Origin of the sequence: Actinoplanes sp. NPDC026670 (assembly GCF_040638175.1) — a bacterium.
In the GTDB taxonomy this organism is placed as follows: domain Bacteria; phylum Actinomycetota; class Actinomycetes; order Mycobacteriales; family Micromonosporaceae; genus Actinoplanes.
The window spans coordinates 36865-49520 of the sequence record NZ_JBEZXU010000011.1; the positions used below are offsets into that span (position 1 = coordinate 36865).

At 72.3% G+C, this 12656-nt stretch carries 12 protein-coding genes; 4 read left to right on the forward strand and 8 right to left on the reverse strand.

What is annotated here, in order from left to right; all coding sequences use genetic code 11:
* Position 1: 1 nt before the first annotated feature.
* The gene (locus tag AB0E94_RS13355) at positions 2-1084 is read left to right on the forward strand and encodes a glycosyltransferase (RefSeq protein WP_360325900.1); all 1083 of its coding nucleotides are present in this window, start codon (positions 2-4) and stop codon (positions 1082-1084) included.
* On the forward strand, positions 1081-2562 hold the full coding sequence (locus AB0E94_RS13360; protein WP_360325901.1) for a glycoside hydrolase family 130 protein: 1482 nt from the start codon (positions 1081-1083) through the stop codon (positions 2560-2562). Before AB0E94_RS13355 ends, AB0E94_RS13360 begins: the two co-directional genes overlap by 4 nt.
* A 65-nt stretch (positions 2563-2627) precedes the next feature.
* Here the strand turns inward: AB0E94_RS13360 and AB0E94_RS13365 are convergent, their stop codons facing one another.
* Complete coding sequence (locus AB0E94_RS13365; protein WP_360325902.1) at positions 2628-3392, reverse strand: methyltransferase domain-containing protein; 765 nt, start codon at positions 3390-3392, stop codon at positions 2628-2630.
* Positions 3393-3672: 280 nt separating this feature from the next.
* On the opposite strand from AB0E94_RS13365, the gene AB0E94_RS13370 reads away from it, so the two are divergent.
* On the forward strand, positions 3673-4698 hold the full coding sequence (locus AB0E94_RS13370) for a Gfo/Idh/MocA family oxidoreductase (protein ID WP_360325904.1): 1026 nt from the start codon (positions 3673-3675) through the stop codon (positions 4696-4698).
* Positions 4699-4760: 62 nt separating this feature from the next.
* Here AB0E94_RS13370 and AB0E94_RS13375 read toward each other — a convergent pair whose 3' ends face one another.
* The 6 genes from AB0E94_RS13375 to AB0E94_RS13400 all read right to left on the reverse strand — a co-directional run bounded on the left by AB0E94_RS13375 (position 4761) and on the right by AB0E94_RS13400 (position 10690).
* Complete coding sequence (locus tag AB0E94_RS13375; RefSeq protein WP_360325906.1) at positions 4761-5801, reverse strand: amidohydrolase; 1041 nt, start codon at positions 5799-5801, stop codon at positions 4761-4763.
* A 125-nt stretch (positions 5802-5926) separates the two neighbouring features.
* Positions 5927-7159, reverse strand: a complete 1233-nt coding sequence (kynU, locus tag AB0E94_RS13380) for a kynureninase (RefSeq protein ID WP_360325908.1) — start codon at positions 7157-7159, stop codon at positions 5927-5929.
* Positions 7156-8007 (reverse strand): tryptophan 2,3-dioxygenase, encoded by an 852-nt coding sequence (gene kynA, locus AB0E94_RS13385; RefSeq protein ID WP_360325909.1) that lies wholly within the window; start codon positions 8005-8007, stop codon positions 7156-7158. The genes kynU and kynA overlap by 4 nt, the downstream gene beginning before the upstream one ends.
* A 27-nt stretch (positions 8008-8034) precedes the next feature.
* Complete coding sequence (locus AB0E94_RS13390) at positions 8035-8310, reverse strand: YchJ family metal-binding protein (RefSeq protein WP_360325910.1); 276 nt, start codon at positions 8308-8310, stop codon at positions 8035-8037.
* Between the two features lie 145 nt (positions 8311-8455).
* The gene (locus AB0E94_RS13395) at positions 8456-8986 is read right to left on the reverse strand and encodes a methyl-accepting chemotaxis protein (protein WP_360325911.1); all 531 of its coding nucleotides are present in this window, start codon (positions 8984-8986) and stop codon (positions 8456-8458) included.
* A gap of 120 nt (positions 8987-9106) precedes the next feature.
* Positions 9107-10690, reverse strand: coding sequence for a hypothetical protein (locus AB0E94_RS13400; RefSeq protein WP_360325913.1), 1584 nt, complete (start codon positions 10688-10690; stop codon positions 9107-9109).
* 182 nt (positions 10691-10872) lie between these two features.
* On the opposite strand from AB0E94_RS13400, the gene AB0E94_RS13405 reads away from it, so the two are divergent.
* On the forward strand, positions 10873-12141 hold the full coding sequence (locus tag AB0E94_RS13405) for a DUF6596 domain-containing protein (protein WP_360325915.1): 1269 nt from the start codon (positions 10873-10875) through the stop codon (positions 12139-12141).
* Between the two features lie 15 nt (positions 12142-12156).
* Here the strand turns inward: AB0E94_RS13405 and AB0E94_RS13410 are convergent, their stop codons facing one another.
* Complete coding sequence (locus AB0E94_RS13410) at positions 12157-12510, reverse strand: YciI family protein (RefSeq protein ID WP_360325916.1); 354 nt, start codon at positions 12508-12510, stop codon at positions 12157-12159.
* Between the last annotated feature and the right edge of the window lie 146 nt (positions 12511-12656).

Below are 12656 nucleotides of genomic sequence, written 5' to 3' on the forward strand. Positions count from 1 at the left end.
CATGGCGCAGACCCTGCGGCTGATCCCGCCGCCCATCCAGCTGCGTGACATGCCCGAACCCCGCTGGGACCACGTGTTCCGGCTCTCCGACGACACCGGGCTGCTCGAGCACGCCCGCAACGCGATGGCCCGGCGCGAGCATGGCTACTGCGTCGACGACGTGTCGCGTGGCCTGCTCGTCGCCGCCCGCGAACCCCGGCCCTGGCCCGAGCTCGTCCGGCACGCCGAGCGCTACCTGGCGTTCCTCACCCACGCGCAGGGACCGGACGGCGCCTTCCGCAACCGGATGAGCTGGGAACGCCGGTGGACCGACGAGCCGTCGCTCGGCGACTGGTGGGGCCGGGCCATGTGGGGGCTGGGCACGGCCGCCGTCCGCGGACCGTCCCCGTGGATCCGGCGGGAGGCGATGAACGCGTTCCGGCAGGGCCTGCGCTGCCGGTCGGCCTGGCCGCGGGCGATGGCGTTCGCCGGACTGGGCGCGGCCGAGGTGCTGCGCGCCGGGCCGTACGACCAGGTCGTCGCGGAGCTGCTCGGCGATGCCGCCACCGTGATCGGGACGCCCGGCCCGGACCCGGAGTGGGTGTGGCCGGAACCCGAGCTCACCTACGCCAACCCGTCGGTGGCCGAGGTGGTGATCGCCGCCGGGGACCTGCTCGGCGACGAGGGCCTGCTCACCGACGGGCTGCGGATGCTGGCCTGGCTCTGCCGGATGCAGGAGGAGCAGGGCCACCTCTCCACGGTCCCGGTCGGCGGCTGGCGGCCGGGCGTGCCGAAACACCGGTTCGACCAGCAGCCGATCGAGGCGGCGGCCACCGCGGACGCCTGCGCCACAGCCTCCGCGGTCACCGGCGACGACCACTGGGACGCGCCGCTCTTCCAGGCCATCGCCTGGTTCTTCGGGGACAACGACACCGGAACGGTGATGTACGACGCTGAGACTGGCGGATGTTATGACGGATTGACGGTCAATGGTCCTAATCTGAACCAAGGAGCCGAATCCACCCTCGCGCTCGTCTCGACGCTGCAGCATGCGCGCACGCTGACGAGCCGGAGCGCGACCCGACCCTCAGGCGGCCTAGCGTGACAGCAACGGTGAACACCACCGACATCACCCGTCACAACATCACCATGGCGCCGGACGGCCGGCGCGTCGTGATCAAACTCTTCGTCCCCGGTGAGGACGCGCACGCCATCCACAACCGCGCGTCCAGCCTGATCGAGCGGATCCTGCAACTCGACGAGGGCGACATCAACACGCTGCTCGACGACGTGCTCAACCGCTTCGCCGGGCGGCACCACGACATCCTCGGCGTGTTCCAGCACCACTACGAGGTGGTCCAGCACCGGGTGCCGACCGAGATCGAGCTGTCGCCGGCTGCACGCACGCTGATCGGCGCGTACTTCAGCCACGAGTTCTCGGTCGAGGCCGCCGCCCTCTGCAACCCGTCGATGGTGCCGCACCCGGACCAGAGCGAACTGCTCCCCGGCGAGCTGCGGGTGGCGATCAGCCTGCGTCAGATCGGTGAGGGGCACATCTCCTCGATCGGATTCTGCAGCGCCATCCTCGGGCCCGGCGCGGCGATCCGGATGGAGGACCGCGACGGGCCGCTGATGATCGGCCAGCGCGTCGGCGCCAAACACATGCGGCACCAGCTCTGCGCGGCGCTGGCCGAGGAGGAGATCGACAACGAGGCATCGGCGTACGTGCTCTCGGCGCTCCCGGAACGCTACGACGACCACGAGTTCGAGGAGATCCTCGGGCACCTGCCGAACGAACTGCTGGCCCGGCCCACCACACCGACCGCGCTGGAGGCGATCCGGCGCATCGTCGGATCCGACTACGCGGTCACCTTCCCGGCCACCGTCCCGATGCACCAGCGGGTGCTGTGGCCGTCCACCCCGACCGAGTCACGGGGCATGGAGGACGCCCGTTTCGTGCAGGTGCTCGACCCGGACGGGCGGATGGCGTACCAGGCCACGTACACCGCCTACGACGGGTTCAACATCGCCGGCCGGGTGATCTTCACCCGGGACCTGCGGCACTTCGAGGTCACCACGCTGCACGGGCCGGCCGCCCGCAACAAGGGCATGGGCATGTTCCCGCGGTACATCAACGGCAAGAAGTACGCGCTGTGCCGCTCCGACGGCGAGACCCTGGGCCTCAGCGTGCGCGACGAGCAGCACCGGTGGCAGCACGTCGGGCCGATCCTCGTGCCGCACCGGGGCTGGGATCTGATCCAGGTCGGCAACTGCGGCTCGCCGATCGAGACCGAGGCCGGATGGCTGGTGCTCACCCACGGCGTCGGGCCGATGCGCCGGTACGCCATCGGGGCGATGCTCCTCGACCTGGACGATCCCTCGCGGGTGGTCGCCGACCTGCCACAGGGCCTGATCGATCCGGACGAGATCGAGCGGGAGGGGTACGTGCCGAACGTGCTCTACTCCTGCGGCGGGCTCGTGCACGACGGGCGGTTCTGGCTGCCGTACGCCTCCAGTGACGTCCGGATCAGTTTCGCCAGCATGCCCCTGGACCGCCTGCTGCACCGCATGCAGCCGGTCTGACTTCAGGGTTTGGTGGCGGCCTTCAGGGTTTTTTGGTGGCGGCCTTCAGGGTTTGGCGCCGGCCTTCAGGGTTTGGTGCCGGCCGCCACCCAGATCGTCAGGACCGCCAGGAAGGTGCCGCTCTGCCCGGCCGCGTCGACGCAGGCGAGCCACTCGTCGCGCAGGCCGGGCGGGGTCGCCCAGGCCGCCTCGGGCACCCGCGGGTTGACCATCGGAAGGATCACGGCGGCCGAGTCCGGGCTGGTGAACAGGCAGGTCACCGGCGTCGCCACGACGTCTCGCAGACCGGCCGCCACCAGCCGGCGCCGCAGTGTGCGCCCCATGTCGAACTGTCTCGGGGTGAAGTGCCCGTTCACGTGGGCCATCACCACCGCGCCGAGACCACCGGGCATGCCGTCGAAGGCCAGCGAACCCCAGTCGGTGTCGATCAGGCAGATCCGGCCGCCCGATCGGGTCACCCGGAGCAACTCGCCGATCGTGGCGTCGGCGTCGTCGACGTGCTGGAGCACCCGCTCGCACCACACCCCGTCGACGCTGTCGCCGGGCATGTCGAGCGCGGCCACATCACCGGTCAGGTAGCGCACGTTGCTGCCGTCGTGCCGGCCCACCGCGGCCGCCGTCACCGCCGACGAGTGGTCCACGGCCAGGACCTCACCCGTGCCGCCGACCCGGGCGGCCAGCAGGCGGGCCACCTCGCCGCTGCCGGAGCCGGCGTCGAGCAGCCGCTGACCGGGCGCCGGGCGCAGCATGTCGACAGCGGTCCGGCGGACCCGCAGGATCTCCGGATGCCGGGCCATCTCGGCGATGGCGTCGAGCACGATTTCCGACATCTGGTCAGATAGACCATCGATGTCGGAAAAGGGCGTCCGGTCCTTCTGCGCGGGTTCCATCCCGCAATTGTTCATGCCGGGCGCCCCGATCGGCCGTCGTCGTCATCCATCCGACAGGCGCGGCACCTGCCCTTTCGCTAGATCAAGCCGCAGATGTGCGCGATCCGCACACGTTGCGGCCGCAAAATCAAGCCGTACGCTCAGTGATGTCTTGCGCATCACACGTCACCGGGGAAATCAGTGGCAACAGGCCGGCAACCGATGTGTAAAACTTCCGGACATGATCGAACGGGTTAGGTTCGGGCTGGTCGGCTACGGCACCGGCGGCCGGGTGTTCCATGCGCCGCTGATCGCGTCCGCGGCAAACATCGAGTTCGCCGGCGTGGTCACCACGTCGCCCGAGCGCCGGGCCCAGGTCGCCGAGCAACTGCCGGGCGTCGAGACGTATGACTCGATCGCCGCGCTCGCCGCCGACGGTGTTCAGGCGGTGGCCATCTCCACCCCCGCCGCCACCCACGCCGCCCTCGCGGTCGAGGCGATCGAGGCCGGGCTCGCGGTCGTGGTGGACAAGCCGTTCGCGCCCGACGCCGACGCCGCCCGCAAGCTCGTCACCACGGCCGAGGAGGCCGGGGTGCTGCTCACCGTCTACCAGAACCGGCGGTGGGACTCCGACCTGCTGACCATCCGCAAGCTGATCGAGAAGGGGTCGCTCGGCGAGATCCGGCGCTTCGAGTCCCGGATGGAGCGGTGGGCCCCTGAGCGGGTTCCCGGCGCCGCCGGCGGTGGCACCCTGCTCGACTTCGGCTCGCACCTGGTCGACCAGGCGCTCCAGCTGCACGGCCCGGCCGATCGGGTGTATGCGGAGGTGCACGGCCCGGACGGCGGTCTCGACGACGACTGGTTCATGGCCCTGCACCACACCGGTGGCGTCGAGTCGCACCTGTGGGGTTCGTGGCGCCAGGCCGGGCCGGGCCCGCGTTTCCGGGTGACCGGCACCGCCGGGACGTTCATCTCGCCCGAGCTCGACTACCAGGAGACCCTGCTGAAGGCCGGCAAGTCGCCGGCCCGTCTCGGCGACCGCTGGGGCGTCGAGCCGGAACACCGCTGGGGCCACCTGTTCCGCGGCGCCACCGGGGCGCCGGTGGAGAGCTGTCGCGGCCGGTGGGACACGTTCTACCCGGCGGTGGCCGCGGCCGTGCTCGGTGAGGGCCCGCTCCCGGTCGACCCGTGGGACTCGGTCCGCGCCATGGAGGTCCTGGACGCGGCCCGCGAAAGCGCCACCACCGGATCCGCCGTCACCCTCTGACCCACCCCGCGTGGTGACATACGGCTCAAACCACACCACACGTCACCACGCGCGGCTGGCGGCTAGGCGGCGTCGAGGACCCGGGTGGTGGCCAGGATGTCGGCGAAGCCGTCCGGGGTCAGGTCGAGACCGGTCTCGATCCAGGACACCGTGGAGCCGCCGGTCTCGGTCATCGCGATCAGAACCTCGTCAGGCGTCAGCCCGGCCGACTGGAGCAGGCGGATCTCCCGGACGTTGACGCCGGGCGGGAGCGGCCCGTTGCCCAGGTCGGTCCCGTAGCGGACGGTTCCGCCGTGCCCGACGAACCGCCTCAGGTTGTCGACGGCGACCTCGCGAGCCGGATCGCCGGGCTCACCCCAGCCGTGGATGTCCAGCGTGCTGATCCACCGCATGCTCGTCGCGCAGGCTGCCAGCAACGTGTCGTCGATCCGCTCGGTCCACGGGGTGTGCGCCAGCACGTCGGCGCCCGCCGCGAGCGCCGCCGCGACGGTCCCCGGCCCCTCGGCGTGCACGACGACCGGCAACTCGGCCGCGTGGGCCGCCGTGACCAGCGCCGTCAACACCGGAAGCGGAAGCTGCGGACCATCGGCGTGCGCGGTCACCTTGATCAGGCTCGCGCCCGCCGCCCGCACCTCGGCGACCGCGGAACCCGCGTCCTCCGCGCTGCCGATCTCCCGCCAACTGCCGGCCGGCGCCCACGACCGGTCGCTGGGATAGCCGCCCGGAGCGATCAGGAACGGTCCGGCATAGCGAATCCGCGGCAGTTCCGAACCGCCCCGCCGGGCGAGCTCGGCGACGGTGGCCGGCACCCCGCCGAGATCCCACACCTCGGCGATCCCCCCGGCCCGGACCGTGTCCAGGCCGACGAGCGCCGAGTGCACATGCGCGTCGACCAGTCCCGGCAGCAGCGTCCCCGGGAACCGGCTGGTGTCGGCCCCGCCCGGCGCCAGCTCCGCCGGAACCGGCCGGACCAGCCCGTCCGGCGCGACCCGCAGGGCGGCACCGGTCCGCAGCCGGCCACCCCACCAGACCGAGTCGGCCAGCAGCCACCGCACCCGGCCGGCCGGCGGCGACGGGATCGGGGTCTCCTCGGCGACGGTCACCGTCGGGCGCGGGCCGGCCGATCGTTTCAGGGCTGACAGCGCGCATCCCGCACCGCTACCACCACAGCAGTTCGCCGCCGGCGACGTGTCATCCGTGCACTGGGAGCCGGGTGATGATTCCGTGCTCACCGGCTGTTCTTCTCCAGCAGCTCGCGCAGGACCGTCAGCCCCTGGCACACCTCGCCGAAACTGGTGCTCAGCGGCGCCGGCCCGATCCGCAGACCGTCCGGCCGCCGGTAGTCCGGGATCACCCCGCTGTCCCACAACGGCTCCAGGAACTCCTTGAACCCGTCGCGCCGCAGTGTCACGTGCCCGCCCCGCTGCGCCGGCTCCCGCGGGCCGGCGACGGCCACCCCGTACGGCGCGAGCCACTCGTCGGCGAGGTCCAGCACATAGCCGGTCAGCAGCAGCGACTTGGCCCGCACGGCGGCGATCCCGGCCGACTCCAGCATGTCCAGGTTGGCCTGCAACGGCACCATCGCCAGGATCGGCGGCGTGCCGCTGAGCAGCGCCCGGATCCCGGTGGCGGGCTCGTAGCCGGGGCCCATCTCGAACGCCGCCCGATGCCCCATCCACCCCTGGATCGGCTGCCGCAGCTCACCCTGGAGCTCGCTGCGCAGGTAGGCGAAGGCCGGCGCGCCGGGGCCGCCGTTCAGGTACTTGTAGGTACAGCCGACCGCCAGGTCGACCCCCCACTCGTCCAGCTCGACGGGCACCGAGCCGGCCGAATGGCACAGGTCCCACATGGTCAGCGCCCCGGCCGCGTGCGCGATCCGGTTGATCGCGGCGACGTCGGCGAGCCAGCCCGACCGGTAGGCGACGTGGCTGAACAGCACCAGGGCGGTGTCGTCGCCGACCACCTCGGCGACCTGCTCCGGGGTGATCCCGGCGGCCGGGTCGGTCTCGACCCACACCAGGCGCAGTCCCCGCTCGGCGGCGATGCCCTCCAGAACGTACCGATCGGTGGGGAAGTTGTCGGTGTCGAGCACGACGGTCCGGCGGCCGGGACGGGCGTCGACCGCGGCCCGCGCCAGCTTGTAGATCAGCACCGTCGTCGAGTCGGCGATCACGGTCTGCCCGGGGGCGGCGCCGAGCGCGACCGACCCGAGCCGGTCGCCGAGGGTGAGCGGCCACTCCAGCCAGCCCTCGTCCCACCCGCGGATCAGCCGGCCGCCCCACTGCTCACGGATGAACGAGTCGACCAGCTGGGCGGTCGCCTCCAAGGGGCGGCCGAGCGAGTTTCCGTCGAGGTAGGAGAGCAGCTCGGCCGGCGGCGGGGTGATGAACCGGTCCCGGAACTCCGCGAGCGGATCGGCCGCGTCCAGGGCGGCGGCGCGGGCGGGCAGGTCCTGGGTCAACGGGGCACCCCGATCTCGGTCCGGACGGCGTACAGCTCGGGGAAGAATGTCAGATCGAGCGCCGCCCGCAGGAAGGAGACCCCGCTGGAGCCGCCGGTGCCGCGTTTGAAGCCGATCGTCCGCTCGACCGTCTTGAGGTGCCGGAACCGCCACAACTGGAAGTTCTCCTCCAGGTCGACGAGCTCCTCACAGGCCTCGTAGACGTCCCAGTTCTGTTCCGCCTTCTCGTAGATCTCCTGGAAGACCGGCACCAGCTCGGCGTGGTATTCGTACGCCGCGGTGACGTCCCGGTCCAGGATCGCCTGTGGCACCGGATGCCCGCGCCGGGCCAGGAAGTGCAGGAACTCGTCGTAGACGCTCGGCGTGGCCAGGGTGTCCTCGAGCAGCGCCCGCGCGCCCGGCTGATCGTCGAAGACCTGGAGCATGTCCCGGTTCTTGTTGCCGAGCAGGAACTCGATCGCCCGGTACTGGAACGACTGGAACCCCGAGGACGTGCCGAGGAAGGAGCGGAACTCCGCATACTCCGTCGGGGTCAGGGTGGCCAGCACCGACCACTGCTCGGTCAGGGTGCGCTGGATGTGCTTGACCCGGGCCAGGCCCTTGAGCGCCGGCCGCAGGTCATCCGTCGCCAGGTGCTCGCGGACCGCCCGCAGCTCGTGAACCATCAGTTTCAGCCACAGCTCGGACGTCTGGTGCTGAACGATGAACAGCAGCTCGTCATGGTGCTCGGGCACGCTGACCGGGTGCTGCGCGCCCAGGATGTCGTCCAGGCGCAGATACGCCCCGTACGAGAGATTGACCTTGAAGTTTCTGACGATGCCGTCCTCAAGCGGCCGCTCTGCCGACATGACGAACCCACCTCCCCTTCCAGCGCATCACAACGGCCCCCAGTACACCCAACGGCCGTCGTGCCGCGTGAACCGGCTCTTCTCCGCCATCACTCCGGGCCGGCCGCCGTCGCTGAAATGTGCCCGGAACTCGACGATCCCCTCGGCGTCGAAGACGCCACCGCCGCTGTGCGCCAGCACCTCCAGGCGCGTCCAGCGCAGCGACGGGTCGGCCTCGACCGAGGCCGGGCGGGTCTCCGGATGCCAGGTCCGCAGGACGTAGTCACTTTTGTCCAGCGCATACGCGCTGAAACGCGAGCGCATCAACGATTCCGGGCCGGCTGCGGCTTTGCCGTCGTGCAGAGGGCCACAGCAGCTCTGGTACGGGCCACGCCCGCACGGGCACACGGAAGAGGCGGGCCGGGGCTTGGGGGATCTGCGAGCCATGGCGCCCAGTCTCCCCCACTCCTCAGCCGGCCTGCTGCTCCACCACGATCCCGCTGATCACCTTCTGGCAGCGGTCCAGTTCCTCGATCAGCCCCTGCATCTCCTCGATCGCGGAGACCGCGTTCTGGGTGTCGGCCCGGATCCCGCCGACCTGGGTGCCGATCTCGCTGGTCGCGGTGGCCGTCTCGTTCGCCAGGTCCTTGACTTCGCTGGCGACGACGGCGAAGCCCCGGCCCGCCTCACCGGCCCGGGCCGCCTCGATGGTCGCGTTCAGGGCGAGCAGGTTGGTCTGCTTGGCGATCGTCGCGATCAGCTGGACCACCTTGCCGATCTCGGTGCTGCTGGCCTCCAGCCGCTGGATCACCTGGACCGCGGTCTCGGCCGCACGGACCGCCGCCTCGGTCGCCGCGGCCATGTCGTTGCTCACGTTGGCGAGCCGGTGCACCGAGTCCCGCTGCCGGTCCTGCGCGGACCAGTCGCTCTGACCGTTTCCCGACGACCAGTCCTGCTGATCCGTCGACGACCAGCCGTCATTCTGATCCCAGTCGGACATGGTGACAGCGACCCCTCTCTACCGGCCTCCGCAAAACATCCCATCCCGTCCGACAGCCGCGAGGCGTTTTCCCCGATCCTGGCACAATTGCCGGTTTCGCCCCATACTGCGGCGCCACGGTCAGACCGGCCACTCCGCGAGAAGGGCGCAAAGGCGGTCATGATGCCGGCCGAGATGCGGGCGGGCCTGCTCCAGGAGCACGGGCAGGGCCGCCACCCGCTCGCGGTCGACGGCGGACCAGGCGTCCCCGGGTGCGCCGGCGGGGGCGAGGTTGAGGTTGAGGTTGAGCGCCGTCGTGCGGCCCCGATGGGCCAGCATCGGGTCCGGGTCGGCGGTGAGCGTCAGGGCCGCCGCCAGCCGGACGAGCGGGTCACGGGCCGCCAGCAGCCGGAACCCGGCGAGCCGGACCTCCGGCCGCGGGTCGGCGAGCAGCGTCCACGGCAGTTCCGCGGGCAGCCGGCGGCGGTAGACGCGCAGCGCGATCGACGCTTCCCGGACGACATCCGGGTGCGGGTCGGTGAGCAGCGGAACCGTCTCGTCGACCGGCACGGAGTCGAGCAGCGCCAGTCCTCGTACGGCGGCCGCCCGGAGACGGTGTGCCGGATGCCCGAGGAACGGGCCGAGCAGCCGCGCGTCCCGGCGGTCGCCCATCTCGGCGAGGCCGAGGATCGCCTCGGGGCCCGGATCGGAGGCGAGGAACAGGCGGTAGCGGCCTGCCGGATCGGCCGTCCGGCTGCGCGCGAAGGCCCTGATCAGTGGGGCCGGATCGGTCAGGGCGGTGACGGCCTCGTCGTCGTGGCCGAGCTCGCCGAGCGCGACCAGGGCGAGCGACCGGACCGCCACGAACCTCGCCCCGGCGAGTTCCCGCAGCGCCCGGGCATCCTGCCGGGTGACCGCTTCGGCGGTGACGATGCGGGCCGCGTCCAGCCGGACCACCGCGTCGGGTTCCCGGGTGGCGAAACCGAGCAGATCGGCGTAGTTCCAGCGGCCCTGTTTCCGGCCCACGGTGTAGGCCAGGCGCCGGCCGTTCCGGTTCGGGTCGCCCAGCAGGATCGGGGCGTACCGCTCGAAGTCGTCCTGGACCATCCGCTCGATGGTCCACAGCGCCAGTCCGCCGCGACGCCGGCCGACGAGGTGGGCCGCCATCGGCAGCGCCACCCGCAGTTGATGTTCCGGGCGTTCGCGCAGGATCACCGAGAGCGCCGTGCCGGCCGCCGCCCGCACCGACGGCACCCAGTCGTCGCAGCGCAGCGCCAGGACCGCCAGGTGTTCCGGGCGCCGCCGCCGGGCCATCTCGGCGATCGCCCGCTCACGCCGGCGGCCGTCGGGGTCGGTGGCCGCGAACGCCACGGCGATCGGCCCGACGTTCGCGGGGTCCCGGTCGAACGCGGCCACCAGGGCCCGGACGGCGTGCCACGGGTCGTCCGGCCGGGCCTCGGCGGCCCACTCGCCGTCGCGCCACCAGCGGGTGGTCAGTCGCCGGGCGGCGCCGCGTGATCGCTCGTCGAGGCGGGCCAGGAGCCGGGGACGGTACGCGAGCGGCATCAGCGACAGCATCTCCAGCCGCTCGCCGGTGGTCGCCACCCCCTCGATCACCGGATCGGCGCCGATCCCGGCGAGCCGTCCGGCGAGCAGGTCCACGGCCTCGCTCGCACCCGGCTCGCCGGCCTCCCGGAACAGCAGCCACAGTGGAGTCACGCTCATGACCCCATCCTGCCCGCTGCCCGCACGGCCCGGCAGGCGGCGGACCGACGGGCGGCGGACCGACGGGCGGCGGACCGACGGGCGGCGGACCGACGGGCGGCGGACCGACGGGCGGCGGACCGACGGGCGGCGGACCGGAGAGGCGGACGGCGACGGACCGGTGGGACGGGGAGGATGGCGGGGTGGACGAGGTCGGGGCGGCGGTCGAGCGGGTCTGGCGGGCGGAGGCGGCCGGGATGCTCGGGGTGCTCGGGCGACGGCTCGGCGATCTCGACGTGGCGGAGGAGGCGCTTCAGGAGGCGGTCGCGGAAGCGTTGCGGCGGTGGACGGCGGACGGCGTACCCGGGAATCCCGCCGGATGGCTGGTGACGACCGCGTGGCGCAAGGCGGTCGATCGGCTGCGCCGGGATTCGAACGGCCGGGCCAAGGAGGCCACGCTGGCCGCCGATCCGACGCGGGCGCCGGCCGGTGGTGGCTGGAGTTCGGCCGGGCCGGACCGGCTTCCCGGAGAGCTCGCCCCGGGGCCGGAGTGGCCGCCGTCGGGTGACGACCGGCTGGCGCTGATCTTCGCCTGCTGTCATCCGGCGCTTCCGGAGGCGTCGCGGGTCGCGCTCACCCTGCACGCGGTCGCCGGCCTGCCGGCGGAGACCGTGGGCGCGGCGTTTCTGCTGCCCAAGGCCACTGCCGCGCAGCGGCTGGTGCGGGCCAAACGACACCTTAGAGATCATCGGGTACGGGTGGAGACGCCCCCGCCCGAGGAGTACGAGGCGCGTCTGGAGTCCGTACTGAGCGTCATCTACCTGATCTACAACGACGGCTACCTGGCGGTGAAGCGCCGTGAGCTGGCGCGGGAGGGACTGGACCTGGCCCGGCAACTGGCCGATCTGATGCCGGGCGCGCCGGAGGCGCTGGGGCTGGCGGCGCTGCTGGAGCTGCACGAGTCCCGGGCCGCGGCGCGGTTCGACCGGGCCGGGCGGATCGTGCTGCTGGAGGATCAGGACCGGTCGTCGTGGAACCGGCCGCTGATCGCCTCCGCCCTGCGGCGGCTGGGCCGGGTCGCCGCGCTGGGCCGGCCGGGCCCGTATCAGGTGGAGGCGGCGATCGCGGCGCAGCACGCGCTGGCCCCGTCGTGGGAGCGGACCGACTGGCTTCTGGTCCACCGCCTGTACGACCTGCTGGCCGAACTGCGGCCGACACCCGTGGTGCTGCTGGGCCGGGCGGTGGCGACGAGTTTCACGGCCGGTCCGGAGGTGGCGCTGGCCGAGGTCGACGAGCTGGCCGGGCGGCTGGACGGCTACCGGCTGTGGCACGCCACCCGCGCCGACCTGCTGCGCCGCCTCGGCCGCCCGGAGGAGGCCGCCGAGGCGACACGACGTGCGCTGGCCCTGGCCACCGACCCGGCCGAGCGCGACCTGCTGGCCCGCCGCCTCAACGACCTGACCGGACGCTGATCGGCCGGCGGCAGGTCAGCGAACCATCTCCGGGCGCAGCTCGACCCGGTCGCCGAGGGCGGCGATCCCGGGCCAGCCGGAGGCGACCGCGACGGCCTCGTCCAGGTCGTCGACGTCGAGCAGGATGAACCCGCCGACGACCTCCTTGAGTTCGACATACGGCCCGTCGGTGACCTCAGGCGCGCCGCCCGGCCCCGCCCCGATCGTCTTGGCCGTGCTGGACGGGCCGAGTTCGGCGCCGCCCTGGACGATCTTCCCGGCCTCGAACCACTTCTGCCACCAGCCGCCGACCTCCGCCATCAGCTCCGGGCCGAGTTCGGGGTCGAACCACTTCGACTCGTCGCCCACCAGAATCATCACGTAGCGCACGGTCTTCTCCTTCGGATCGGTTGTCGTACCCCACTGACGATCGGGGCGGCCCGGGAATCGACATCGAGCATGCCCGGAGATGAAACCGGCTGGAAGCGCTGACGTGCCGGGCGTCGCACAGAGCGATGGCTTAACCGATTCATGCC

What these genes read in the sequence shown, in the direction of transcription:
- AB0E94_RS13355 (WP_360325900.1), top strand. Translation starts at nt 2, where the DNA reads ATGGCGCAGACCCTGCGGCTGATCCCGCCGCCCATCCAGCTGCGTGAC.
- AB0E94_RS13365 (WP_360325902.1), bottom strand. Translation starts at nt 3,392, where the DNA reads ATGTCGGAAATCGTGCTCGACGCCATCGCCGAGATGGCCCGGCATCCG.
- AB0E94_RS13370 (WP_360325904.1), top strand. Translation starts at nt 3,673, where the DNA reads ATGATCGAACGGGTTAGGTTCGGGCTGGTCGGCTACGGCACCGGCGGC.
- kynA (WP_360325909.1), bottom strand. Translation starts at nt 8,007, where the DNA reads ATGTCGGCAGAGCGGCCGCTTGAGGACGGCATCGTCAGAAACTTCAAG.
- AB0E94_RS13390 (WP_360325910.1), bottom strand. Translation starts at nt 8,310, where the DNA reads ATGCGCTCGCGTTTCAGCGCGTATGCGCTGGACAAAAGTGACTACGTC.
- AB0E94_RS13395 (WP_360325911.1), bottom strand. Translation starts at nt 8,986, where the DNA reads ATGTCCGACTGGGATCAGAATGACGGCTGGTCGTCGACGGATCAGCAG.
- AB0E94_RS13400 (WP_360325913.1), bottom strand. Translation starts at nt 10,690, where the DNA reads ATGAGCGTGACTCCACTGTGGCTGCTGTTCCGGGAGGCCGGCGAGCCG.